The sequence below is a fragment of the Vibrio ostreae genome, assembly GCF_019226825.1.
GTDB lineage: Bacteria > Pseudomonadota > Gammaproteobacteria > Enterobacterales > Vibrionaceae > Vibrio > Vibrio ostreae.
This window is the reverse complement of sequence record NZ_CP076643.1, coordinates 114,085-138,754: the sequence shown is the minus strand read 5'-3', so window position 1 is coordinate 138,754 and position 24,670 is coordinate 114,085. Positions and strand designations below refer to the sequence as shown.

Annotated in this window: 20 protein-coding genes and 2 pseudogenes; 8 read left to right on the top strand and 14 right to left on the bottom strand. The window is 52.0% G+C overall.

The window, feature by feature from the left end; translation table 11 throughout:
• The first annotated feature begins 146 nt into the window (after positions 1-146).
• Positions 147-1,205, top strand: coding sequence for a 23S rRNA pseudouridine(2604) synthase RluF (gene rluF / locus KNV97_RS06780; RefSeq protein WP_136482309.1), 1,059 nt, complete (start codon positions 147-149; stop codon positions 1,203-1,205).
• An 83-nt stretch (positions 1,206-1,288) separates the two neighbouring features.
• Here the strand turns inward: rluF and upp are convergent, their stop codons facing one another.
• Positions 1,289-1,915 carry a uracil phosphoribosyltransferase gene (gene upp / locus KNV97_RS06775; protein ID WP_136482307.1) on the bottom strand — a complete coding sequence of 209 codons (627 nt, stop codon included), beginning with the start codon at positions 1,913-1,915 and terminating at the stop codon, positions 1,289-1,291.
• A gap of 321 nt (positions 1,916-2,236) precedes the next feature.
• On the opposite strand from upp, the gene purM reads away from it, so the two are divergent.
• Both purM and purN read left to right on the top strand, forming a co-directional pair.
• A complete protein-coding gene (gene purM, locus KNV97_RS06770; RefSeq protein WP_136482305.1) occupies positions 2,237-3,277 on the top strand; it encodes a phosphoribosylformylglycinamidine cyclo-ligase in 1,041 nt (346 codons plus the stop codon).
• A gap of 3 nt (positions 3,278-3,280) precedes the next feature.
• Positions 3,281-3,919 carry a phosphoribosylglycinamide formyltransferase gene (gene purN / locus KNV97_RS06765; protein ID WP_136482303.1) on the top strand — a complete coding sequence of 213 codons (639 nt, stop codon included), beginning with the start codon at positions 3,281-3,283 and terminating at the stop codon, positions 3,917-3,919.
• Between the two features lie 101 nt (positions 3,920-4,020).
• Here purN and KNV97_RS06760 read toward each other — a convergent pair whose 3' ends face one another.
• Both KNV97_RS06760 and lpcA read right to left on the bottom strand, forming a co-directional pair.
• Entirely contained in the window at positions 4,021-4,866 is an 846-nt protein-coding gene (locus KNV97_RS06760) for a class II glutamine amidotransferase (RefSeq protein WP_218562772.1), read from the bottom strand.
• A 79-nt stretch (positions 4,867-4,945) separates the two neighbouring features.
• Positions 4,946-5,521, bottom strand: a complete 576-nt coding sequence (gene lpcA, locus KNV97_RS06755; protein ID WP_136482299.1) for a D-sedoheptulose 7-phosphate isomerase — start codon at positions 5,519-5,521, stop codon at positions 4,946-4,948.
• A 300-nt stretch (positions 5,522-5,821) separates the two neighbouring features.
• Between lpcA and fadE the strand changes: the two genes are divergently transcribed.
• Positions 5,822-8,266, top strand: coding sequence for an acyl-CoA dehydrogenase FadE (gene fadE, locus KNV97_RS06750; protein ID WP_218562771.1), 2,445 nt, complete (start codon positions 5,822-5,824; stop codon positions 8,264-8,266).
• A 175-nt stretch (positions 8,267-8,441) separates the two neighbouring features.
• On the opposite strand, the pseudogene KNV97_RS06745 reads toward fadE, so the two are convergent.
• Both KNV97_RS06745 and dnaQ read right to left on the bottom strand, forming a co-directional pair.
• Positions 8,442-9,691 (bottom strand): annotated as a pseudogene (locus KNV97_RS06745) (TIGR03503 family protein).
• A 9-nt stretch (positions 9,692-9,700) separates the two neighbouring features.
• Positions 9,701-10,441 carry a DNA polymerase III subunit epsilon gene (gene dnaQ, locus KNV97_RS06740; RefSeq protein ID WP_136482293.1) on the bottom strand — a complete coding sequence of 247 codons (741 nt, stop codon included), beginning with the start codon at positions 10,439-10,441 and terminating at the stop codon, positions 9,701-9,703.
• Between the two features lie 56 nt (positions 10,442-10,497).
• Here dnaQ and rnhA point away from each other — a divergent pair, with 56 nt between their 5' ends.
• The gene (gene rnhA / locus KNV97_RS06735; protein WP_136482291.1) at positions 10,498-10,962 is read left to right on the top strand and encodes a ribonuclease HI; all 465 of its coding nucleotides are present in this window, start codon (positions 10,498-10,500) and stop codon (positions 10,960-10,962) included.
• A gap of 82 nt (positions 10,963-11,044) precedes the next feature.
• On the opposite strand, the gene KNV97_RS06730 is transcribed toward rnhA, so the two are convergent.
• Positions 11,045-11,797: a class I SAM-dependent methyltransferase gene (locus KNV97_RS06730; protein WP_218562770.1), complete on the bottom strand. Its 753-nt coding sequence runs from the start codon at positions 11,795-11,797 to the stop codon at positions 11,045-11,047.
• Between the two features lie 37 nt (positions 11,798-11,834).
• On the opposite strand from KNV97_RS06730, the gene gloB reads away from it, so the two are divergent.
• The 3 genes and pseudogenes from gloB (at position 11,835) to KNV97_RS06715 (ending at position 14,909) form a co-directional block, all read left to right on the top strand.
• Positions 11,835-12,593: a hydroxyacylglutathione hydrolase gene (gloB, locus tag KNV97_RS06725; protein WP_136482287.1), complete on the top strand. Its 759-nt coding sequence runs from the start codon at positions 11,835-11,837 to the stop codon at positions 12,591-12,593.
• 186 nt (positions 12,594-12,779) lie between these two features.
• Positions 12,780-14,226 (top strand): annotated as a pseudogene (locus KNV97_RS06720) (LysM peptidoglycan-binding domain-containing protein).
• Positions 14,223-14,909 carry a YIP1 family protein gene (locus KNV97_RS06715; protein ID WP_136482283.1) on the top strand — a complete coding sequence of 229 codons (687 nt, stop codon included), beginning with the start codon at positions 14,223-14,225 and terminating at the stop codon, positions 14,907-14,909. Before KNV97_RS06720 ends, KNV97_RS06715 begins: the two are co-directional and overlap by 4 nt.
• A 16-nt stretch (positions 14,910-14,925) precedes the next feature.
• Here KNV97_RS06715 and KNV97_RS06710 read toward each other — a convergent pair whose 3' ends face one another.
• From KNV97_RS06710 to lpxB, 8 genes are all read right to left on the bottom strand, one after another.
• Positions 14,926-15,774 (bottom strand): endonuclease/exonuclease/phosphatase family protein, encoded by an 849-nt coding sequence (locus tag KNV97_RS06710; protein ID WP_218562769.1) that lies wholly within the window; start codon positions 15,772-15,774, stop codon positions 14,926-14,928.
• A 166-nt stretch (positions 15,775-15,940) separates the two neighbouring features.
• Positions 15,941-16,279, bottom strand: a complete 339-nt coding sequence (gene glnB, locus KNV97_RS06705) for a nitrogen regulatory protein P-II (RefSeq protein ID WP_168796919.1) — start codon at positions 16,277-16,279, stop codon at positions 15,941-15,943.
• A gap of 114 nt (positions 16,280-16,393) precedes the next feature.
• A complete protein-coding gene (locus tag KNV97_RS06700) occupies positions 16,394-16,705 on the bottom strand; it encodes a c-type cytochrome (protein WP_218562768.1) in 312 nt (103 codons plus the stop codon).
• A 63-nt stretch (positions 16,706-16,768) separates the two neighbouring features.
• Positions 16,769-18,070 carry a tRNA lysidine(34) synthetase TilS gene (gene tilS, locus KNV97_RS06695; RefSeq protein WP_218562767.1) on the bottom strand — a complete coding sequence of 434 codons (1,302 nt, stop codon included), beginning with the start codon at positions 18,068-18,070 and terminating at the stop codon, positions 16,769-16,771.
• 185 nt (positions 18,071-18,255) lie between these two features.
• Positions 18,256-19,215, bottom strand: coding sequence for an acetyl-CoA carboxylase carboxyl transferase subunit alpha (gene accA / locus KNV97_RS06690; RefSeq protein ID WP_218562766.1), 960 nt, complete (start codon positions 19,213-19,215; stop codon positions 18,256-18,258).
• 44 nt (positions 19,216-19,259) lie between these two features.
• Entirely contained in the window at positions 19,260-22,739 is a 3,480-nt protein-coding gene (gene dnaE / locus KNV97_RS06685; protein WP_136482272.1) for a DNA polymerase III subunit alpha, read from the bottom strand.
• Between the two features lie 95 nt (positions 22,740-22,834).
• Positions 22,835-23,455: a ribonuclease HII gene (gene rnhB / locus KNV97_RS06680; protein WP_136482270.1), complete on the bottom strand. Its 621-nt coding sequence runs from the start codon at positions 23,453-23,455 to the stop codon at positions 22,835-22,837.
• Positions 23,456-23,509: 54 nt separating this feature from the next.
• Positions 23,510-24,649, bottom strand: coding sequence for a lipid-A-disaccharide synthase (gene lpxB / locus KNV97_RS06675; RefSeq protein WP_136482268.1), 1,140 nt, complete (start codon positions 24,647-24,649; stop codon positions 23,510-23,512).
• Between the last annotated feature and the right edge of the window lie 21 nt (positions 24,650-24,670).

The window sequence follows — 24,670 nt, the reverse complement described above, 5'->3', positions numbered from 1 at the left end:
TCACGCTGACTTGCTACAATGCGCGCCAACTGAGCGTCGCTGAAACGCGCGCTTTAACGCTTTAACGTAGAGAATCTTTCCTCTGCCCCGCTTGCTGTGGCTAACGCTGTGCGAGCCCATTCCGTTGTGAAACGTCAGGAGAACTCATGTCGCAACCTATCGAAAAACGCCTCAACAAATTTATCAGTGAAACCGGCTTTTGTTCACGCCGTGAAGCAGACAAACTGATTGAACAGGGCCGCGTAACCATAAATGGCCAGTTGCCGGAGATGGGTACCAAAGTCACCGAAAACGATGACGTATGCATTGACGGTAAGCCTTTGCGCAGCAAAGAAAAACCGATTTATATTGCCCTTAACAAACCGACCGGTATCACTTGTACCACTGAGCGTGATATCCCAGGTAACATCGTGGATTTTATCGGTCACAAGAAACGTATTTTTCCGATTGGCCGCCTCGATAAACCCTCTGATGGTCTGATTTTTCTCACCAACGACGGTGATATCGTCAATAAAATTCTACGCGCCGGTAACAGTCATGAAAAAGAGTACGTGGTGCGGGTCGATAAACCAATCACACCTGAGTTCATCAAGCAGATGGCATCAGGGGTCAAGATCCTCGATACCGTGACTCTGCCATGTAAAGTCACTCAGGAAACCAAATTTTCGTTTCGTATCGTGTTGACTCAAGGACTTAACCGCCAAATTCGCCGTATGTGTGAAGCTCTGGGTTATGAAGTGTTCAAACTGCGCCGGGTACGCATCATGAATATTTCTCTGGATGGTATTCCGAACGGTAAATGGCGTTACCTAACCGATGCGGAGATTGCCGAGATTCTGGCTATGTGTGAAGGTTCGAGCAGTACGGAAGAAGCCTCACAAGTCGGCCATAATGGTCAGCGTATTCGTAAAGCGACGGATGCCAAGCTGTATGACAGCCGCGAAGAAAACCAGCATTCGAAAGCACGCCGTAACCCAAAAACGTTCCGCGGCCATAATGCCGATGAATACCGTCATGCACCGAACTCGAAAAAAGGCCAGCAGCGCCAGTCAGAGCGGTCGAACGGCAAGGCAGAACGCGACAACGCTAAGACTTACAGCGACAAAGCGCCTGCTGCACGTAAACCAAAAAGTTACGTTTCCAACACCTCTCATAAGCCTAATGTCACGCCACGCAAAGGTGGCACACTGAGCCTGAAAAAATAGTACCATCACGCCGAACACGATGATTTGCCAATAAAAAGGGAGCCACTGGCTCCCTTTTCAATTGATAACAAGCGCGTTAAAGCTTACTTAGTACCGAAGATCTTATCACCGGCATCACCCAGGCCTGGAACGATATAACCTTTATCATTAAGTTTCTTATCGATAGCCGCTGTGTACAGCTCAACATCCGGGTGCGCTTTTTCCAGAGCTTCAACACCTTCAGGCGCAGCCACCAGCACCAGAACTTTAATCTGGTTACAGCCTTTCTCTTTCAGAAGATCGATGGTTGCAATCATAGAACCACCGGTCGCCAGCATAGGATCGACCACCAGAGCAATACGCTCTTCCATGTTCGAGGCCAGCTTATTGAAATAAGGTACCGGCTCAAGTGTCTCTTCATCACGGTAAATACCGACTACGCTGATGCGTGCGCTCGGCATGTGCTCCAGAACGCCATCCATCATGCCCAGACCAGCACGCAGAATCGGCACTACCGTTACTTTTTTACCTTTAATTTGCTCTACTTCAACCGGGCCGTTCCAGCCTTCAATGGTGACTGTTTCAGTTTCAAAGTCAGCGGTGGCCTCATAAGTCAGCAGGCTGCCAACTTCGGTTGCTAACTCACGAAAACGTTTAGTGCTGATATCACCTTCTCGCATCAGGCCAATTTTATGTTTCACTAGAGGGTGTTTCACTTCAACAACTTTCATTTCCATCTCCGGCATAATTTAATCAAACTTTCCGATTATACACTGAAATTCTCCTTATGTTGACGTTTGTCCGGGATTTTTAGCGCTGTCATGGCCCGATTCAGCGCGCTTATTCCGCCCTTTAGCCCTTGTGCCACATAACCTTTGCCCCACAAGCCTGCCTCATCCAGGATCCGGTTCGAGGCGGAAAAATCAAATTTGGCGGAAAAATTTCAGGTTACAAAAATGGCAGAAAAAAACTGACGCAAACGTTTTCCTTTTTGTTTTAAGCCCTGTAGAATAACGCCGTTTTCATATCCAACTAGATCGAGGACTTTCCCCGTGAGCGGCAACAACACTTCTCTTAGCTACAAAGATGCTGGCGTAGATATCGATGCAGGCAACGCGCTTGTTGAACGAATTAAAGGTGCAGTAAAGCGTACTCGTCGCCCAGAGGTAATGGGTGGCATTGGTGGCTTTGGTGCATTGTGTGAACTCCCAACCAAATACAAACAACCGGTCCTGGTGTCAGGCACGGATGGTGTGGGTACCAAACTACGTCTTGCTTTGGATATGAAAAAGCATGACACCATTGGTATCGACCTGGTTGCGATGTGTGTAAACGACCTGATTGTACAAGGCGCTGAACCACTGTTTTTCCTTGACTACTATGCAACTGGTAAACTAGACGTGGATACCGCAGCCGACGTAGTATCCGGCATTGCTGACGGTTGTCTGCAAGCTGGCTGTGCCCTGATCGGTGGTGAAACTGCTGAAATGCCAGGCATGTACGAAGGTGAAGACTATGACGTGGCAGGTTTTTGTGTCGGTGTGGTCGAAAAAGAAGATATCATTGACGGCAGCAAAGTTGCCGCCGGCGACGCACTGATTGCTGTGGGCTCCAGCGGCCCTCACTCAAACGGCTACTCTCTGGTTCGTAAGATCCTGGAAGTATCCGGCGCTGACAAAAACGAGCTACTGGAAGGTAAAGCAATCGGCGAACACCTTCTGGAGCCAACCCGAATTTACATCAAATCAGGTTTAAAACTGATTGCTGAGCATGACATTCATGCGATTTCTCACATCACTGGTGGTGGTTTCTGGGAAAACATTCCTCGCGTACTGCCAGAAGGCACTAAAGCGGTTATCGACGGCAAGAGCTGGGAATGGCCTGCAATCTTCACATGGCTGCAACAGCAGGGCAATGTAAACACTCACGAAATGTACCGTACATTTAACTGTGGTGTCGGCCTTGTGATTGCACTGCCAAAAGATCAGGCTCAGGCTGCGGTAGAACTGCTGCAGCAAGAAGGTGAAACCGCATGGGTTATTGGTGAAATCGCCGCTGCTCAGGAAAATGAAGAGCAAGTAGAGATCAAATAATCAATGAAAAGTATTGTTGTTTTAGTTTCAGGAAATGGTACCAATTTACAAGCGATCATCGATGCTTGTGAAACAAGTATTGGCGATGGCAAAGTAACGGCTGTTTTTTCAAACAAAGCAACTGCTTATGGCTTAGAACGGGCTAAAAAAGCAGGTGCGGCTGCAGTGTTTGTCGATCCAAAAGCGTTTGAAACGCGTGATGCATTCGATCACGCCCTGATGCAACAGATCGATGAATATCAGCCGGACCTGATAGTTCTGGCCGGTTACATGCGAATTCTGAGCAGTGAATTCGTGCGCCATTACATGGGGCGCATGATCAATATTCACCCGTCACTGTTGCCGAAATACCCGGGGTTGAACACCTATCAACGCGCTATCCATGCCGGTGATGAAGAGCACGGTACCAGTGTTCATTTCGTTACCGAGCAACTTGATGGTGGCCCGGTGATTCTGCAAGCCAGTGTACCCATCTACGATGAAGATACGGTGGATAGCCTGACCAAACGCGTTCAGGAGCAGGAATACCGCATCTACCCACTGGTGACCCAGTGGTTTGTTGAAGGACGCCTAGAGATGAAAGACGGTAAAGCCTATCTTGATGGTAATCCGCTCGGCATCCACGGCCATCCTGACCAGTAACCGTCTGCGTCCGGGACAAAGTTGACAACAAAAAAGGGTTGATAGCATATCAACCCTTTTTATTTGTCCCAACCCGCCCCAACGACTGGCAGATGCCGGGGCTACGCCAATGGCGCTTTCGGCGACTGGTCTCCCGGTTTACCCGGTACAAACTCAACATCCGCCAGTTGCTCAACATTGGTTGCAATCAGCTCGCCACAATGGAACAGGTTATACTCTCCGGGCTTCATGCGTTGCCAGATTTCATTCATGGTCAATGGCTGAGTCGCGATCACCGATACCACGTCATTCGGTGTGGTCTCTTCCTGGAAATTGACTTCAACATCTTCATCGATCAACGCAGCATGTCCAAATGGCGCGCGACGGGTAATCCAGTATAAGTGGTTAGTGCAATAGCTCATCACGTAGTCGCCATCGGACAACAGCATGTTAAACACGCCTTTGGCACGTAACTGGTCACATAGCGTAGCAATGTAGGCAAATACTTCGGTCATATCCTCAGGGATCTGCGGATAACGATGCTCCAGCTCATCTAGCAGCCAGCAAAAGGCAACTTCACTATCTGTCTCACCGACCGGGCGATGGCGACCGGAAATCAGATGCTGATAATCCGTCAGCTGACCATTATGAGCAAACGTCCAGTAGCGCCCCCATAATTCACGAGTAAACGGGTGGGTGTTCTCCAGGTTCACAGCACCGCGATTTGCCTGACGAATATGGCTGATCACCGCGCAGCTTTTGATCGGGTAATTCTGAACCAGTTCCGCAATTTTTGACTGACAGCTTGGGCTGGGATCTTTAAAGGTCCGAAAGCCTTTACCTTCATAAAAGGTGATTCCCCACCCGTCACGATGCGGGCCGGTACGTCCGCCACGCTGCATCAGGCCGGTAAAACTAAAACAGATATCGGTTGGCACATTAGCGCTCATGCCGAGCAATTCACACATGGTTTAAACCACTCCTCTTTAAACCACACTTCACCTTTCAGCTATCCCAGAGTCCCGGGCCGCAGCCCGGGGTTCTTGATTACGCCATCTCTTTTTCAATCAACTGAATGACAATGTGGATAATCTTAATATGTACTTCCTGGATACGGTCTGCATAGCCAAAGTGAGGAACGCGGATTTCCACGTCGGCCACACCGGCCATTTTACCGCCGTCTTTACCGGTCAGAGCGATGGTTTTCATGCCTTTCGCTTGTGCCGCTTCCATCGCTTTGAGGATGTTGCCAGAATTACCGGACGTCGACAGACCAAACAACACATCCCCTTTAGTACCGACCGCTTCAACATAGCGCGAGAACACGAAATCGTAGCCAAAATCATTGCTCACACAAGACAGGTGGCTTGGATCTGAAATGGCAATACCAGGGTAACCCGGGCGATTCTCACGGTAACGACCGGTCAACTCTTCAGCAAAGTGCATGGCATCGCAGTGTGAGCCACCGTTACCACATGACAGTACTTTACCCCCCTGTTTAAAGGAGTCAGCGATCAGTTTCGCTGCGGCTTCAATCTGAGCCAGATTGTGCTCGTCGCTCAGAAACTTGTTCAGAACATCGGCCGCTTCAGTTAATTCACTTCTAATCAGATCCTGGTACATAGGTATATTCTCTTTATTACGCTGCTGGCAGACAAACTCTCTACAAACCGGAGAGTTTCGTTACCGATGAGTTTACCCAAACGATTTCCTCTGTCGAGAGTTAGCCTGCAAGATTTGCCACATTCAGCGTAAATCGCCTCCTGTTACCCGGGCTTGATCCAAAATTTAGAAGCATTACTCCATTCAGATCACTTTTAAGTATTGCAGGGTTTTACATTTTATTAATATTTCGCTTACACTTAACTGGTAAGACCAGAATAAAACCTCATCGAACACTCCGGTCTGAATAAGGATAAAAATATGGAAATCTTGCTCTCTGTCTGTGGGTTGATGGTTGTTCTCGGCGGCTGCCTCTATCATCGTAGCTCACTCATTACTGCCTTAGCCGCCCTAACCGTTACCCTACTCGTCCTCACGCTGTTTGGTCCTCTGGGTCTCATCAGTTGGGCGCTGTATCTGGCTGCGGTTGTCCTACTGGCAATCCCTGCCGTCCGCCAGTCTGTCGTATCGCGCAAAGCGTTGGCCGGCTTTAAAAAAGTTCTGCCGGCCATGTCGCAAACGGAAAAAGAAGCCTTGGACGCTGGTACGGTATGGTGGGAAGCCGAGTTATTTAAAGGTAAACCCGACTGGCAGCAGATGCATCGTATCAAGGCGCCTGAACTGTCGGCCGAAGAGCAGGCATTTCTCGATGGGCCGGTCAATGAAGTCTGCGCCATGGTCAGTGACTACCAGGTCACCCATGAACTGGCCGACCTGCCGCCGCAGGTGTGGCAGTACCTTAAAGAACATAAATTCTTCGCCATGATCATCAAGAAGCAATATGGCGGTCTGGAGTTTTCCGCTTACGCACAAAGCTTGGTGCTGCAAAAACTGACCGGTGTGTCAGGGGTTCTTTCCTCAACCGTTGGCGTCCCTAACTCCCTGGGACCCGGTGAGCTGTTGCAACATTACGGCACCACAGAGCAAAAAGAATACTACCTGCCACGCCTGGCTGAAGGTCGCGAAATCCCCTGCTTTGCTCTGACCAGCCCAGAGGCCGGTTCCGATGCCGGTTCAATTCCGGATTTCGGTATCGTCTGTCACGGTGAATGGCAAGGCAAACAGGTTTTGGGTATGCGCCTAACCTGGAACAAGCGCTATATCACTCTTGCTCCGGTCGCAACCGTCCTTGGCCTGGCGTTTAAACTGCGCGATCCGGACGGCCTGTTAGGCGACAAAGAAGAAGTGGGCATCACCTGTGCCCTGATCCCAACCGACCTGCCCGGCGTGGAAATTGGCAACCGTCATTTCCCGCTCAACGTTCCGTTCCAGAACGGACCGACCCGTGCCAGTGATCTGTTTGTGCCGCTCGATTTCATTATCGGGGGGCCGCAAATGGCCGGACAGGGCTGGCGTATGCTGGTGGAATGTCTGTCGGTCGGACGCGGCATTACCCTGCCATCCAACTCAACCGGAGGCACCAAAACCGCAGCACTGGCGACCGGTGCTTACGCCCGTATCCGCCGTCAATTCAAACAGCCTATCGGACAGATGGAAGGTATCGAAGAGCCGCTGGCCCGTTTGGCAGGTAATGCTTATGTGATGGATGCCGCCAGCAACATGACCGTTGCTGCCATCGATAGCGGGGAAAAACCTTCGGTGATCTCGGCCATCGTTAAATATCACTGCACCCATCGTGGTCAGCGTGCCATTATCGATGCGATGGACATCGTGGGCGGTAAAGGGATCTGTCTTGGCCCCTCTAACTTCCTAGCACGCGGATATCAGGGCGCCCCGATTGCCATTACTGTCGAAGGGGCCAATATTCTGACCCGCTCGATGATTATTTTTGGTCAGGGTGCGATCCGTTGTCATCCGTATGTTCTACAGGAAATGGCAGCGGCGTATTCCGATCAGCCGGACGCTTTAGCCCAATTTGATAAGGCTCTGGCCGGGCATGTCAGCTTTACCCTCAGCAACCTGGTACGCAGTATCTGGTTTGGTCTGAGCGATGGACGCGGCTCACAGGCTCCGGTCCGGGATGCGACCCAACGTTACTATCAACAACTCAACCGCTACAGTGCCAACCTGGCGCTGCTGGCTGATATTTCCATGGCAGTGCTCGGTGGCTCACTGAAACGTAAAGAGCGCCTGTCAGCCCGACTGGGGGATATTCTCAGTCAGCTTTACCTCAGCTCTGCAACCCTGAAACGGTTTGACAATGACGGCCGGCCAGTGGAAGACCTGCCTCTGGTGCACTGGGGACTGCAAGACAGTATGCAGCAGGCAGAAGTGGCTATCGATGAGTTCCTGGCCAACTTCCCGAACCGCCTGCTGGGCAGAGTACTGCGAATGCTGATCCTGCCATTTGGCCGGGTGCGTCAAGTGCCCAGTGACAAGCTCGACAGTCAGGTGGCGCAAATTGTGCAAACACCGAGTGCCACCCGTGACCGCCTGGGCCGCAATCAGTACCTGGAGCCGAGCGAGCATAACCCGGCCGGAAAAATTGAGCTGGCTTTGCGGGTGATACTCGACGCTGAGCCACTGTTTGATAAAGTGTGCCAGGCGCTCAACCAGCGTCGTCCATTCACCGGCCTGGATGAAGTGGCCAAACTGGGACTGCAGCATAATATCCTGACGCCGGAACAGGCAAAACACCTCAGCGAAGCTGAAGCGCACCGTCTGGCCACCATCAATGTGGATGATTTCGCACCGCAGGAGCTGGCCGCAGAGAAAACCTCGCCGCAGCTGGGTGATGCCGCCTGAGACGTAGCTCAGCCTGAAACCGTCGGCAGCTAACAGCAAAGTATCAATCCCAACAGGAGGCCAAAGCCTCCTGTTTTTTCTTATCGTGCTTTTCGCCGGCTGATAAGCCGCTTCGCTTAATTTACTGGTCGTTTACGCTATCACAGCTAAGTGAATCACTTAGCTGCGGCCTGGGCTATTTTTTCGGCACATTGAGCTGCATCTCCGGTTTTGGCTCCCTGCCAACGCGCAATTTGCGCATCACAAACCAACCGACCACAATCAGCAGCAAAACCAACAGGTTACCCACCACAATGTAGATGATGCTGCGCTGGCGCGCCTCTTCACGCATCTGAATCACAAGACGTTCCTGCTCTATTTTACGCTTCGCGGCCGCTTCCTCTTCCTGTAAGCGGCGGGTCGCCGCTAAATCAATCCCTTTAACAACGCTGTAGGTATGCAGGCCAATCGGGAAGTAGAGCTCACGCTGACTGGCCAAATCCGTCGCATACAACTTGGCTTGCCAGGAATAGTTACCGACCTTTTCACGGTTAGGAATCATCAGCGTCACCTTCAGTGCATCTTTCGCAGCCACTCCTTCGGCGAGAAACTGCTCTTGGTCAGCATTGAAATGCTCCACATGCGCAGCCAGCGATCCCGGCTCAATCATACCCTGCTCGCCGCTGACCACCAGTTGGTGCGGTTGGCCATCCTCTCGAGACTGGATAAAAGTGGTGGTCACCGGTGACGGATACACCAGCACTGCCTGTTCCTGAGCTCGCAGGAAAACGCCGTTGCCGGAAGTGATTCGTACCCGGTACTTACCCGGGTCGGGTGAAATCGGCAGCGAGACCGTAAATACGCCATCGCCAGGCTTCTCATCCAGCCCCTGTCCGTCATCAGCAAATTCGCCAATTACGGTCGGTAGCGGGCGGGCTTCTTTGAGCAACGACTCTTCATTTTCGATGTACTTGGTAAAGGTCACTTTCAGATTCACGCGGTCCAAAAAGTCCCTCAACAGCAGAGGCTTACCATCAGAAGTCAGGCGGGCAGTAAACTTGATCTCCTCCCCTGATAAACCCGGTTCGGAAACACATCCGAGCTGAGCTGAAGGTGGGAAATAAGCTTGATATTATTCCTCGGCGATACCTTCCCCACCGCCTGCCAGGGGCCCGGCATCGGATGATCAATGGAGATGATGTCCATGGAAGGTTCTTCGTACCAGCGTACGTTGTCCGGCTTACGCCAGGCGTAATACTTTTTACCATCCGGACGCACCAGTACCACTGGCTGAGAATTGTTTTCACGGTAGATCACAAAGGTGATCTGAGAAATAGTCGGATCGACCCGAAACCGGTTATCCAGCAAAGACAGGGTTGACTCATCGCTGGCAAATGCACTGACACCAAACAGTAATCCGAATAATACCAACCCTATTCTAAACATAGATTCTCCCTACTGGCGCCAGAGGCACGCCCCATTTTTTTCAACAAGATCCAGACGTTCCTGGTGTGCCTGTATTTCATCGGCCGTCGCACGCAAAACCTTTAGCGCTTTTCGACTTTCACTGACCCGTTTGATGTTATCGCCACCAGCGCCATTTTCCTGTGACCCGGCAGAGAATTGCAGCGACGTCTGGCCACCGGTCATCAGCAGATAAACATCAGCCAAAATCTCGGCATCGAGCAATGCCCCGTGCAGAGTACGGTGTGAGTTATCAATACCGTAGCGCTCACACAGAATATCCAGGTTGTTACGTTTGCCCGGGAAGATTTTCTTCGCCATAGCCAGCGTATCGGTTATCTGGCAGTACTGCTCGGTTTTACCAATCGAAGCATTGAGTTTGCTGAACTCATAATCCATAAAGCCGACGTCGAAGGGCGCGTTGTGTGCGACCAACTGAGCGCCTTTGATAAAGTCGAGAAACTCATCATGCACATCTTTATATTCCGGCTTATCCACCAGAAATTCATCGGTAATACCATGCACTTCCACCGCTTCAGCCTGAATCTCGCGATCCGGTTTGAGGTAAACATGGAAATGACGACCGGTCAGCTTGCGGTTGATGATCTCCACCGCACCGATTTCGATGATCCTGTGCCCTTCGTAATGAGGACCGCCTTCAAGGTTCATACCTGTGGTTTCGGTATCGAGAACCACAATGCGACCGTAATCAGAATTGTTGCTAGTATTCATGAGGATTTATATGTCAGACTATGCCAATTGTGTGCCAAACCCAATAGTATCAAATCATGAAGAAACAGGTGGAAATTTTCACTGACGGTTCTTGTTTAGGCAATCCGGGCCCGGGTGGCTACGGGGTCGTTATGCGCTATAAACAAGTGGAAAAAACCCTTGCCAAAGGTTATCGCCTCACCACCAATAACCGGATGGAAATGCTGGCGGCCGTGGTCGCGCTGCAAACCCTGAAAGAGCCCTGCGAGGTGCAACTGACCACCGACAGCCAGTATGTGCGTCAGGGCATCACCCAGTGGATTCATAACTGGAAAAAGCGCGGCTGGAAAACGGCCGATAAAAAACCGGTTAAAAATGCCGATTTATGGCAGGCACTGGACAAAGAAACCGCCCGCCATAAAGTGGAATGGCACTGGGTAAAAGGCCATGCCGGTCACCGCGAAAACGAAATGTGCGACGAACTGGCACGCACTGCGGCTGAAAATCCAACCGAAGAAGATACCGGTTATCAACCAAGCTGATGTTGCAGATCGGTTGATGCACCTCATATTACCGGGCTAAGCGTTGTCGAATTCGATGTTTGAGGTAGAAACGACTCAGGCGTTACTTCTGCTCAGACATCTGTTTGGACTGAGACTTAACCCGGTAATTGACTCCGACTGGTGACAAACGACGTTTGAAGCGCCAGTGGGGCTTAATCGGCTTAAGCGGATAGGTACGCTTGCGCGCCACGATGAAATACAGACTGCCAAAGGCACGCCCGTAGTCACCAAGGCCGTTTTCCAGCCAGGTCCATAGCGGACGATATTTCAGCATCGGAAACAACGCATACTGATCGCACTCAACCACCTGATAATTAAGCACCCCAAGCCAATCTTTAATCCGGTTTGGAGTAAACATACGTCCACTCCACGGCAGGCTGCGCTTACGCCAAGGCAAAAAACTGGCCAGCCCGGTCAGGCTGAGCGGGTTAAAGCCAGTCAGAATGATGTAGCCATCATCAATCAAAACCCGGTCTACCTCACGTAACATCCGGTGCGGGTCGTTACAGTAGTCCAGTTGATGGGTCACAATCACGGCATCAATACTGCGTTCCAAAAATGGTAATTCACCACTGTCGGCGATCACATTATGCAATGGGTTCTGGATATCGAGATGAACTTGGTGTTGAATATTACAGTTACAACTGGCAAGTTCGCAGCTCAAGCCACCCAGTTTCAACATATGATAGCCAAACAGTTTCGGGCACCACTCATCAAGCCGGGTTTGAATCGACTCACAGACCCACTGGCCATTTTTCATTTGAGACCACGAATGCGGTGTCTCAAGTTTTTTTTCACTGCGTGCTGGTTTCATTGCTAACTCGCTTCACCAAGGTGACTGGAGATAACTCATGTTACATATCAAAAGCATACCCGCATTTAATGATAATTACATCTGGCTGATTAAAAATAGCGATCAGCGTTGTGCGGTGGTCGATCCGGGCGATGCCGCCCCGGTGCTTGCCTACCTGGCTCAGCATGAACTGGTTCTGGATGCCATCCTTATCACCCACCACCACCATGACCACATTGGCGGAGTGCCTGAACTGGTGCGTCAGTTTCCACACGTTGATGTCGTCGGCCCATCCAAAGAGCCGATTCCGACCCTGACCCACCCGGTCGACGGCGGCGATCAAATTGAACTGTTTGATGAACGTTTTATGGTGCTTGATTTACCGGGCCATACGCTGGGCCATATCGGTTATGTGGGCGACGGCAAGCTGTTTTGTGGTGACGTGCTGTTTTCTGCCGGCTGCGGACGGGTGTTTGAAGGCACGATGGAACAGATGTTCACTTCACTGAACAAACTCACCAGCCTGCCGGATGAAACCGAGGTGTACTGCGCACACGAATACACCGCCAGTAACATCGCTTTTGCCATGGCCGTCGAGCCCGATAACGAACAGTTACAAATTTATCGTGATGAAGTCATCCGTCTGCGCGGCCAAGGCAAATCGACCCTGCCGACCACCCTGCAACGGGAGAAATGGGTCAATCCTTTCTTGCGCACACAGGCTTCAAGCGTCATGAAGTCAGTGACCAATCGTACCGAGCAAACGGATGCGTTGTCGGTATTTAGCGCATTACGTGAATGGAAGAACGAATTTTGACGTATTCTTGCTTGTCACGGGATTAATACGGAAAGTATTATCAGCAGCCAACGATAAAAAAGGCTGTCTTACATGCGAGTACAATTCAGCTGGGTAATTGCACTGCTACTTGCCGGATGCCAAACTACCCAGCCTTTGAGTCAAGATACATCAGAAAACAGGGAAAAGAGCACAGCATCTGCCCAGATGACCGTGCCGCCAGCCCCATCCAAAACGACGCTAAAAGCCCCTAAGGTGGTTCCCCCCTCAGGAGCAGGATGACGTGTGGCAGCGCATCGCTATGCAGCTGTCGCTGCCGATTCCGGATGATGAAACCGTCAACTACTACCGCACCTGGTATCTCAAACATCCGGGCCATTTAGCGATTGTCGCCGAGCGGGCCAAACCTTTCCTGCATTTAATTACCGAGAAAATCGAACAGCGTCATCTGCCACTCGAACTGGCTCTGCTGCCCGTGGTGGAAAGCTCATTCGATGCATTTGCTTACTCCCACGGCAGTGCGGCCGGGCTGTGGCAGTTTATCCCCGCGACCGGCAAGATGTACGGCCTGAAACAAAATTTCTGGTACGACGGACGCCGGGACGTAGATGCTGCCACCGACGCGGCACTGGATTACCTGACCGTGCTGGGTAAGCGCTTTGATGGCAACTGGTATAACGCGATCGCTGCGTATAACAGTGGCGGCGGCCGGGTGTCTCAGGCGATGCGTAAAAACGTCCGTCATGGCAAGCCGACCGATTTCTTCTCACTTGATCTGCCGAAAGAAACCAGCGGTTATGTGCCTAAATTACTGGCTCTGGCTGATATCATCGCCAACCAGGAAAAATACGGTATCGAGCTGCCGCCGATTGCCAACCAACCGGTACTGAAGCTGGTTGATCCGAAAGAGCAGCTCGACCTCGCGATTGCGGCCCAGTATGCCGGTATCAGCGTCAAAGAACTGCAAAGCTATAACCCGGCGTTTAACCAGTGGGCCACGGCGCCCAACGGGCCGCATCAACTGCTGATCCCGGTCGATAAAGTCACGCGCTTTGAGCAGCAAGTGGCGGCCAATAAAGGCAAAGGGATGAAACTGATTCGTTATCAGGTGAAAAGCGGTGATACCCTGAGCGTGATAGCCAATCGCTATAACACCACCACCAAAGTTCTGCAAACCGCCAATAGCCTGTCCGGCACCTCGATTCGCGTCGGCCAACACCTGATGGTGCCGACGTCAGTCAAAGATGAAAAAGCGTATGCGTTGAGTGCCAGCAACCGTCTGGCCAAGACTCAGTCTTTGGCCCGCGGCCAGTACAAGCTGACCCATACCGTGCATTCCGGCGAGAGCCTGTGGACCATCGCACGAGCAAACAATGTGTCGCATCAGGCACTAGCCAAATGGAATGGCATGGGCCCGCGCGATACCTTACGGGTGGGACAAAAACTGGTGATCTGGAAAGACAGCAGCGACGGCGCCATCATCCGCACCGTATTTTATCAGGTGCGCAGTGGTGACACTCTGAGTGGCATCGCTTCGCGCTTCAGTGTCAAAACACGCGATATTGTGCAGTGGAATGAACTGTCAAATCAGAAATACCTGCGTCCGGGCCAGAAACTGAAATTGTATGTCGATGTTACTAAGGTTACGGTATGACACCTTCAGGTAATCCTTTGATCATGCTGGTGGATATTTTCCGTTCACCGAGCGACTGTTTTGCCGCCCTCTACCAGCGCAGTCTGTGGGGCTGGCAAACCTATCTGGTGTTAATGATTACGCCGTTTCTGTTCTGGGGGGCGTACTTCGATAACGTTAACTTTGAGTGGCTGAGACAGGCTCTGCAAGCACAGCTGACCAGCGCCAGTCCGACGCAGCTGGAATTGCTGCAGCCTGATCCCCTGATGGCCAGTGAAATCATCAGCGATCTGGTGGGGCGGACTCTGACCATTCTGACCCTGGCATTGTGGTTTCGTCTGGCAACAAAACCCGTCGCGCCACAGATGGGCTACTGGAAATGGTTTGCCGCCAGCAGCGTGGTGCTGTTTCCGGCCGTCATTGGTGATTTAGCCAGTTACGTCAGTCTGTTACTTAAGCACGGTCAAGTGATGAACTACGCCGCCGACCTCAATAGCCTCAATGGCCTGATTAAACTGCCACTGACCAGCGACTGGGCTCAGTTTGCCGGCGCTTTCCCGCTGCTGCTGCCCTGGTATATCGTGCTGGGCTATACCGCGGTCGGCACCTGGACTCAGCTTGAACGCGGTCAGGTGCTGGTGATTGCAACTCTGCCCTGGCTGGCGTTTTACCTGATCTGGGCCCTATTTATCGGCTTAAGTTAATCCTTATTGCCGCCCTTTACTCGCTCAAGGTAAATGTCACCAGCAAAGGGTTATGATCAGAGGCGTCCGAAACGGGCGCCTCTGCCGTTTTCAGACTGAGCTGTTTAAAAAACACGTGATCGAGTGGCAAACCGTTAATAAAACGGACCCGTTGATCGGGATTAAAGTGCACTTCCTGTAACCCGTTTGCCGTCATTGCCTGACTGAGCCATGCCGTCCGCTCCTCACTCCAGCTGTTAAAATCACCGGCGACGATAACCGGCCCCTGATGCTGCTGAAGCTGACCGAGCAGTTGCTCAATCTGAGCCTGATACTCTGCGGTACCTAAGGTAAAGTTAATCGCATGCAAATTGACCAGGGCCAGGCTCTGGCCTGAGCTGAGTGGATACAGGGCGTATAAGGCTGATTTAGGCAGCCTTAACCAGGGTTCCAGCGCGGTAAAGGCGCACACCTGTTGCGGCGCTACACGTGCAGCATTCAGCACGCCCGCTGGCTCGCCAAGTACCTCAAACGCATTGACCTGATTGGCCTGCCAGCGCTTTTGCTGCAACCAGGCATGCAATTCACCGCTCATACTCGCCTCCTGCAACAGGAGTAAATTCGCATTCGCACTCAACTCCTGCAACACCGGTTGCCATTCTGGCCGGTTCTGCTTGTAAATGTTCCATACCACCAGTTTCAGCGTACCATTCTGGTCGAGATAATCGTGGGCCGGGTACTGAGAGCATTGCTGTGGCAACGCTTCGGTAAGGGGATCAGCTTGGGTTAACTGTGGCTTATCTGGCACTGAAAACAGGACTGCAAAGCTGCCTGGCACCAGCAAAACAGCCAGCAGCAGCCCCCAGACTACAAGGCGTTTTTTCATCACAATTGATCCTGTCAGACATTAGCAGCACCATAGCACTGCGCAAATCACGCGACAAGCCTGCACGGCTCTCAGTGCACTTTACGCACATTTCACGGGCAAAAAAATAAGGAGCCTGAGCTCCTTATTCAACGATTCAAGTAAGCATGACATTTACCCGCAGGGGTTAAACCGCGTCTTCGTCTTCTTCGCCAGTACGGATACGCACAACGCGCTCCACTTCAGTAATGAAGATCTTACCATCACCAATTTTGCCGGTTTGAGCGGTTTCGATGATGGTTTCAACACAACGGTCTGCTACATCTTCTGTCACGACAATTTCCAGTTTCACTTTCGGCAGGAAATCGACCATGTACTCAGCGCCGCGGTACAGCTCGGTATGGCCTTTCTGACGGCCAAACCCTTTCACTTCAGAGACCGTCATACCGGTAATACCGACTTCAGCCAGAGCTTCACGAACATCATCGAGTTTAAATGGCTTGATAATGGCTTCGATTTTTTTCATGTTCATCCCTTAAACTTCTCTTTGATAGCAATATTATCTGCTAGCCGTTGTAAACAATCAATAAAAAGCCCGAGCGAAGCTCGGGCTGTGTCTCAAACTGAGGGATAGATACCATTACAGGCTGGCGTAATAAGCCGCCAGGTTGGCAATATCCGCATCGCTCAGCATCGATGCCTGAGGCTGCATAATCATAGCATTGCCGCCAGTACGCTCTTTGTTTTTGTATGCATTCAGTGCATTGATGATGTATTGCTCGCTCTGTCCTTTCAGGTTCGGATAGCCCGGAATTACCGCAATACCATCTGCGCCGTGACACGCTGCGCACACTGACGCTTTGGTTTTTCCTGCCGCTGCATCACCGGCAGCCAATGCATTGCCCGCCAGCAGGCTCAAACCTAACATCATTCCCATAGTAATTTTCTTCATTGCTTGCCCTTCTTTCCATATTGTTATTTGTATTGCTCGATACGATGTTGTGACATAAAGGGATTACTGTTGCCAGAGCAGTTCAGCATCGGTACCACTGAAATCACGCTCCACAAACAGACCGGCCACAGCAACAACCTGTTGCTGATACATAAGTATTGGTATCCTCCGTCGCTGCCAACTCGGAATCTGATACTCCTGAAACAGCTTTTTCAGTTTGCGTGACCCGGCTCTTCCTACCGGACAGGCTGATAATCCCTGTGGCTCAAAAATAACCCGTAAATGCTCCGGTTCGGCGGGAATACGCAAGTTACCCCCAGGTGCAACACGTAGCACAAGTTGCCCTATATCATCCGGTAAATCAAGTACCTGGTCGGGCTTAATCTGCCGACTCCAGGCAGAGACATCGGCCTGCAGGCCAACACAATATAAACGGCGATTAAAACGCCGGATATGATGCAGCCCTAATTTTAGCTTAGGATTCGCATCCTGCTCGGCCTGCGCCACTTCATCCCAGATGATATCTGTCTGGATGCGGCTTGGCATATTCACCCCATGTCGGTCCAGCCAGGCGCGCAGCAATTGCCGCCGCACCGCAGCACTGTGTCTGGTCAGGCTTTCAATAGCCAGGCTTCCGTCGGCCTGCACCGCTTGCAGCAGAGCATCGGCGAGTAATTCGGCCAGTACGCTTTCCTGCTCGGCACACAGCTCAGCACTGCGCTGCACCGCCTGGCGAATCGAGGGCCAGCGCTGAGTGAGCAGCGGCGTCACCTCATGACGGAGAAAATTACGCTCATAGCGGGTATCGAGATTACTCTCATCTTCGACCCAGGCTAACTGCTGCTGCGCAGCAAACGCTTCTATATCGCTCCTGGCGACAGTGAGCAGAGGTCTCAGCAACCGGCCTTGGCCAAAAACAGCACTGCGCGGCATTGAAGCCAGTCCTTTCGGACCGCTACCGCGCTTAAGTGCCAGTAAGAAGGTTTCCAGTTGATCATCACTGTGCTGGCCCAGCAGCAGACAACTGTGTTGGTCAATATACCCGGCCAGCGCCGTATAGCGCGCCTCGCGCGCCAGCTGTTCAATACTGTCACCCTGGGTTGTATCGAGGTTGACCCGCTCAACGCGTAAGGGAACCGCTAACACATCACACCAAGCCTGGCACTGCTCAGCCCACTGATCGGCATTAGCACTGAGGCCATGATGCACATGCACCGCTGAGATGAGGATGCCGTGCTGCGAGCGGTAACGTGCCAGCAGTTCCAGCATGACCCGCGAGTCAACGCCACCACTCAACGCGAGCACATAGTGCCGGGCCGGATGCTGACTCAGGGAATGACTGAAATGAGCGTATAAATCCATCATGACTCTTTAATCGAACAGGGAAAGCAAAGCGTGTGTCTCTGCTCCAGTATATACACAAAGCCACGCTCAGGCAGCATAAGCCACCAGGTTATTTGATTGACTTAAAAGCAAAAAGGCCGGACTGAGTCCGACCTTTTGTCATTATTGCCCCGAGCAGGATGCTCATCAGGCGTAATCGTAGCTAATCAGCAGTAACCGTAGCTCATCAGACGCTGGTAGCGGCGCTCAAGCAGAGACTCTTGATCCAGCTTTTCCAGATCTTCCAGCTGACGCAACAGCGTCGCTTTCATGTTAGCAGCGGTCTTGACGTGGTCACGATGCGCGCCACCCAGTGGCTCTTCAATGATTTCATCAATCAGCTCAAGCTCTTTCAGACGAGGAGCAACCAGGCCCATCGCTTCTGCAGCCTGAGGGGCTTTGTCTGAATCACGCCACAGAATCGAGGCACAACCTTCTGGTGAAATCACCGAGTACGTTGAATATTGCAGCATGTTGACGTAGTCACCGACACCGATTGCCAGTGCGCCACCTGAACCACCTTCACCGACAACGTTACAGATAACCGGTACCGTCAGGCCTGCCATCACTTTGAGGTTTTTCGCAATCGCTTCAGACTGGCCACGCTCTTCTGCGCCCACGCCAGGGTACGCACCTGCTGTATCGATGAAGGTGATGATTGGCATGTTGAAACGCTCAGCCATCTCCATCAGACGCAGCGCTTTACGGTAACCTTCCGGTTTTGGCATACCGAAGTTACGTTTCACTTTTTCACGCGTCTCACGACCTTTCTGGTGACCAATCACCATCACCGGACGGCCGTCCAGACGAGCCATACCACCGACAATCGCTTTATCATCAGCAAAGGCACGGTCACCAGCCAGTTCGTCGAACTCTGTGAATACGTTTTCGATGTAATCCAGAGTGTAAGGACGCTGCGGATGACGCGCCATCTGCGCCACTTGCCATGCACCTAAGTCACTGAAGATTTTCTTTTTAAGCTCCAGGCTTTTCTTTTCTAGCTGTTCAATCTCTTTTTCCAGATCGACTGAAGTATCGCCGCCGTGACGGGAAACATCACGTAGCGCCTGAATCTTAGCTTCAAGTTCTACAATAGGTTTTTCAAATTCTAGAAAATTTAGGCTCATCTACCGATCCTTTTTTACTCAGCTCGCACTGGCGCAGCTGAATTTTAGTTAAATTCGAGTTCTACCTGGTCTTTGCCAAGCAACTGTTTTAATTCGTCTAACAATGTATCGCTTGGAGTGACACGCCACTCGGTGCCTAACGTCAGGCGTGCTCGCGCATCTGGGCGCTGGTAGTATACATTGACAGGGACAGTCCCTGCTCGGTGAGGCTCTAAGATGTGACTAAAGCGCTCAAAAAACTGCTCATTGATCTGCGATTGCTCAATCGAAACCGACAAGCCTCGGGCATATTTTTCACGCGCGCTGCCCAAGTCCATGACTTCGCGCGCCGACATTTTAAGGCCACCGTTGAAGTCATCAAAGCTGACCTGTCCGGAAATGACCAAAATTTTATCTGTTTCTAACAAATCTGCATAGCGATCCAGCGCATCGGAAAATAACATCACTTCCATCCGGCCACTACGATCATCAATCGTCATGATACCAATCCGGTTACCGCGTTTGGTGGTCATGACCCGTGCTGCGATGACCAGACCGGCCACAGTCACCGACTGATCGCGTCGGGTTGGCGTGGCCTCATTCAATCGACAACTGGTGTACTTATTGAGTTCCTTCAGGTAAGCATTAATCGGATGCCCCGTCAGGTAAAGACCCAATGTCTCGCGTTCCCCTTCCAGCCACACTTTTTCCGGCCATTCATCGACCTGAGTGTATTTCTGCTCCACCTCTTCCGGCGCATCGGTCAGGACACCAAACATATCGGTCTGACCAAACGCTTCGGCCTGGTGATGCTGACTGGCTGATTTCACCGCATCGCTTAATGAGGCCATCAGCGCTGCGCGATGCGGCCCGAGGCGGTCCATCGCACCGGCCAGAATCAGCTTCTCAATCACCCGTTTGTTGACTTTTTTCAGGTCAATCCGCGCGCAGAAATCAAACAGATCCTTAAAATAACCGCCCTGACTACGCGCTTCAAGAATCGCTTCAATCGGGCCTTCACCAACACCTTTAATCGCCCCGATACCATAGACAATCGCGCCGGCATCATCGACGTTAAACCGGTACAGACCGGAGTTGATGTCCGGTGGCAGCACGGTCAGCCCCATGCGCATGCACTCATCGACCAGACCAACCACTTTCTCGGTGTTGTCCATATCCGCGGTCATGACCGCTGCCATGAACTCGGCCGGGTAGTGAGTTTTGAGCCATAGCGTCTGGTACGATACTAAAGCATAGGCGGCTGAGTGCGATTTGTTAAACCCGTATCCGGCAAATTTTTCCACCAGATCGAAGATTTTCATTGCCAGTTCGCCGTCAACACCGTTATTTTCAGCGCCTGACTGGAAAATAGCCCGCTGTTTGGCCATCTCTTCCGGCTTTTTCTTACCCATCGCCCGGCGCAGCATGTCCGCACCACCCAGGGTGTAGCCAGCCAGAACCTGGGCGATCTGCATCACCTGTTCCTGATAGAGAATGATGCCGTAGGTCGGCTCCAGGATCTCTTTCAGCGACTCGTGCTGCCATTTTTCATCCGGATAGGAAATGGCTTCACGACCATGCTTACGGTCGATAAAGTTATCTACCATGCCCGATTGCAGCGGGCCGGGGCGAAACAGAGCAACCAGTGCGATGATGTCTTCAAAACAGTCCGGCTGCAGACGTTTAATCAGCTCTTTCATCCCGCGCGATTCGAGCTGGAATACCGCGGTGGTTTCTGAGTTTTGCAATACCCGGAACGAGGCCGGATCCGCCAGCGGAATTGACTCGATACGCACCGGCGCCTCACCGGCTTTTTCACGCCGCGGGTTAATCAGCCCCAGCGCCCAGTCGATGATGGTCAGGGTACGCAGGCCAAGGAAGTCAAACTTAACCAGACCGGCATATTCGACGTCGTTCTTGTCAAACTGAGTCACCGGATGGTGGCCTTCGGCATCACAATACAAAGGCGCGAAATCGGTAATCGAGGTCGGGGAAATCACCACCCCGCCCGCGTGTTTACCGGCGTTACGTGTACACCCTTCCAGAATGCGACACATATCGATCAGTTCTTTAACTTCTTCGTCGGCTTCGTACAGCTCCGGCAAAGCTGGTTCGGCTTTAAACGCTTTTTCCAGCGTCATACCAGGATCTGGCGGGATCATTTTCGAGATGCGATCGACAAAACCAAACGGGTGGCCCAGCACCCGGCCCACATCGCGAATTACCGCTTTCGCCGCCATGGTACCAAAGGTGATGATCTGTGATACCGCATCACGACCGTACATTTCCGCCACGTGATCGATCACCAGATCGCGCTTATCCATACAGAAATCGACGTCGAAATCGGGCATGGATACCCGCTCCGGGTTAAGGAAGCGTTCGAACAGCAAATCGTATTCAAGCGGATCCAAATCGGTGATTTTCAGTGCGTAAGCCACCAGAGAACCGGCACCTGAGCCCCGCCCCGGGCCTACCGGAATATCATTATCTTTCGACCACTGGATGAACTCCATTACGATCAGGAAGTAACCCGGGAATCCCATCTGGTTGATCACCTGCAGCTCGATCTCCAGACGCTCATCATAAGCCGGGCGACGCTCGGCTCTCACGGCAGGATCCGGAAACAGGAATTCCAGACGCTCTTCGAGACCTTGCTGAGACTTTTTGACCAGGAATTCGGTTTCCAGCATCCCCTCGGTCGGGAATGCCGGCAGGAAATATTCGCCCAGACGCACGGTCACGTTACAACGCTTGGCAATCTCGACACTGTTTTCCAGCGCTTCCGGAATATCGGCAAACAGATTGCACATCTCTTCTTCACTGCGCAGATACTGTTGCGCGCTGTAGTTCTTTGGCCGGCGCGGGTCTTCTAAGGTGTAACCATCGTGAATCGCGACCCGGATTTCATGGGCATCGAACTGTTCCGGTTCAAGAAATACCACGTCGTTGGTCGCCACTACCGGCAGGTCGGTCTGTTCAGCCAGTTCAAGGGCAAAATGCAGATAACTCTCTTCATCGGCACGTCCGGTACGTACCAGTTCAAGATAAAAATGGTCAGCAAAATGGGTCTGGTAAAACTCGACGCATTTCTCCACCAGGGCCTGATTGCCTTTCAGTAGCGCACGGCCGATATCACCGCTTTTCGCACCGGACAGCAGGATCAGGCCTTCGGAATATTTCACCAGCCACTCTTTATCAATCACCGGCTGGTGCTGTACATGACCACGCAGATACGCGTCGGAGATCAGCAGGGTCAGATTTTTGTAGCCTTGATTATTTTTGGCCAGGACAGTAATGCGGGTCAGCTCATCGCCAAACTCGTCAGAACGCACGGCAAAGTCAGCGCCGACAATCGGCTTGATACCACAGCCATGCGCAGTGCCATAGAATTTCACCAGACCACATAAGTTGGTGAAGTCGGTCAGGGCCATTGCCGGCATGCCCATTGCTGCCACTTTTTTCACCAGCGGCGGCACTTTTGACAGGCCGTCAACCATGGAGAAATCACTGTGAACACGTAAGTGGATAAACTTTGGGTCTGACATTTAATTCTGTCCTGGGGTACTGATAAATTTAACTGGCGCTTATTTTACGTAAATCTGTGCTGAGATACAGGGCTTATTCCTGCCTCAGCCGTTGGCTAGCCGAGGCCAAGAGCCCGTTTGACCGGGCCGAAACTGCGCCGGTGCTCGGCAATCACGCCATGTTGCTCAATTGCGGCAAAGTGGGCCTTGGTCGGATAACCTTTGTGCTGGGCAAAACCAAATTCGGGATAGGCTTTATCCAGCTCTTCCATCTCCTGATCGCGCACCACTTTAGCAATGATCGACGCGGCACTGATCTGCGCCACGCGTAAGTCACCTTTGACCACGGCTTCAGCCGCCATGGGCAGCACCGGGATTTTATTGCCGTCGACCAGCACCAGGTCGGGCTGTAATGCCAATCCTTCGACGGCCCGCTGCATTGCCAGCATAGTGGCCTGGAAAATATTCAGCTCGTCGATTTCCTGCGGGCTGCAACGACCGACCGACCAGGCCAGCGCTTTTTGTTGGATTTCCGGCAGCAACGCCAGACGCTTTTTCTCCGACAATTTCTTCGAGTCGTTGAGTCCGGCAATCGGATTATTAGGATCGAGAATGACCGCCGCGGTCACCACATCGCCGACCAGCGGGCCGCGCCCGACTTCATCCACGCCGGCAATACAATGGAAACCCGCCGGGATCTGATACGGAGGAAGTTCTTGTTGCGGTTTTTTCGCCATAATCTGCTCTGAGCCTGAAGTGTTGGATTGTGTAATTAGTGTTGAATGCTTTTATTACTGTTGAATAAGAGCCAGCACGGCCTGCGCCGCCTGTTTGTCCGCGTCTTTACGGATCCAGTGGTGCATCTGGTCAAATTTGTCCAGCATCACCCGGTTGTCGCTGTCGAGTAACTGACTGACTTCGCGGTAGAGGTTATCGACGCTGCAGTCATCCTGCAGCAGCTCTTTGACCAGCTCCTGCTCGGCAAGAATATTCGGCAGCGAAACGTACTTGGTTTTGAGCAGTCGTTTAGCCAGAAATGCCGTAATGGCATTGACCCGGTAACCCACTACCATAGGGCGTTTGAGCAGCATGCACTCCAGCGCGACCGTCCCCGACGCCAACAAGACCACATCGGATGCCGTAATCACATTACGCGCGGTATCATCGACCAGAACAAAATTAAGTTCAGGTGCTATCGCCTGCCAGGCGGCTTCAAATTGTTCACGCCGTTTCTGATTGACCAGGGCGACAACAAAACCAAGGTCCGGATAACTCTGCTGCAAACGCTGACAGGTGCGGATAAACGGCTCGGCCAGCATTTTCATCTCACTGCCCCGGCTGCCCGGCAGGACAGCCAGCCAGCGCTGCGTCGGATCAAGGCCCAACAGTTGCTGCGCCGCCTGCTGATCACTCTGGAAAGGAATCGCATCCGCCAGGGTATGACCAATAAACTCACACGGCACATTGAATTTATCGTAGAAAGCTTTTTCAAACGGCAGAAACGCCAGTACCAGATTCGTCGCAGCCGCAATTTTAAAGATGCGCTTCTGGCGCCAGGCCCAGACCGACGGACTGACGTAGTGCACAGTTTTGATCCCGGCCTGCTTAAGATCGAGCTCAAGGCGCAGATTGAAATCCGGCGCATCAATCCCGACAAACACATCCGGCGGATTGGTGGTAAAATACTTAACCAGCTCCGCTTTGACTTTAAGCAGACGTGGCAGACGTCCAAGCACTTCCACCAGCCCCATCACGGCCAGCTCTTCCATGTCAAACAGAGACTGACAGCCTTGGGCCATCATCTTCGGACCACCAATGCCGACAAACTCGGCATCCGGATAGCGGGCTTTAACGGCTTTGATGAAGCCCTCACCCAGGGTATCACCGGATAGCTCACCTGCCACAATGCCGATACGTAGTGGTTTTTTCACGCCGAATATCCTCTATAAAAC

Coding starts and splice junctions, on each gene's coding strand:
- rluF (WP_136482309.1), top strand. CDS start 147: ATGTCGCAACCTATCGAAAAACGCCTCAACAAATTTATCAGTGAAACC.
- upp (WP_136482307.1), bottom strand. CDS start 1,915: ATGAAAGTTGTTGAAGTGAAACACCCTCTAGTGAAACATAAAATTGGC.
- purN (WP_136482303.1), top strand. CDS start 3,281: ATGAAAAGTATTGTTGTTTTAGTTTCAGGAAATGGTACCAATTTACAA.
- KNV97_RS06760 (WP_218562772.1), bottom strand. CDS start 4,866: ATGTGTGAATTGCTCGGCATGAGCGCTAATGTGCCAACCGATATCTGT.
- lpcA (WP_136482299.1), bottom strand. CDS start 5,521: ATGTACCAGGATCTGATTAGAAGTGAATTAACTGAAGCGGCCGATGTT.
- fadE (WP_218562771.1), top strand. CDS start 5,822: ATGGAAATCTTGCTCTCTGTCTGTGGGTTGATGGTTGTTCTCGGCGGC.
- dnaQ (WP_136482293.1), bottom strand. CDS start 10,441: ATGAATACTAGCAACAATTCTGATTACGGTCGCATTGTGGTTCTCGAT.
- rnhA (WP_136482291.1), top strand. CDS start 10,498: ATGAAGAAACAGGTGGAAATTTTCACTGACGGTTCTTGTTTAGGCAAT.
- KNV97_RS06730 (WP_218562770.1), bottom strand. CDS start 11,797: ATGAAACCAGCACGCAGTGAAAAAAAACTTGAGACACCGCATTCGTGG.
- gloB (WP_136482287.1), top strand. CDS start 11,835: ATGTTACATATCAAAAGCATACCCGCATTTAATGATAATTACATCTGG.
- KNV97_RS06715 (WP_136482283.1), top strand. CDS start 14,223: ATGACACCTTCAGGTAATCCTTTGATCATGCTGGTGGATATTTTCCGT.
- KNV97_RS06710 (WP_218562769.1), bottom strand. CDS start 15,774: ATGAAAAAACGCCTTGTAGTCTGGGGGCTGCTGCTGGCTGTTTTGCTG.
- glnB (WP_168796919.1), bottom strand. CDS start 16,279: ATGAAAAAAATCGAAGCCATTATCAAGCCATTTAAACTCGATGATGTT.
- KNV97_RS06700 (WP_218562768.1), bottom strand. CDS start 16,705: ATGAAGAAAATTACTATGGGAATGATGTTAGGTTTGAGCCTGCTGGCG.
- tilS (WP_218562767.1), bottom strand. CDS start 18,070: ATGATGGATTTATACGCTCATTTCAGTCATTCCCTGAGTCAGCATCCG.
- accA (WP_218562766.1), bottom strand. CDS start 19,215: ATGAGCCTAAATTTTCTAGAATTTGAAAAACCTATTGTAGAACTTGAA.
- dnaE (WP_136482272.1), bottom strand. CDS start 22,739: ATGTCAGACCCAAAGTTTATCCACTTACGTGTTCACAGTGATTTCTCC.
- rnhB (WP_136482270.1), bottom strand. CDS start 23,455: ATGGCGAAAAAACCGCAACAAGAACTTCCTCCGTATCAGATCCCGGCG.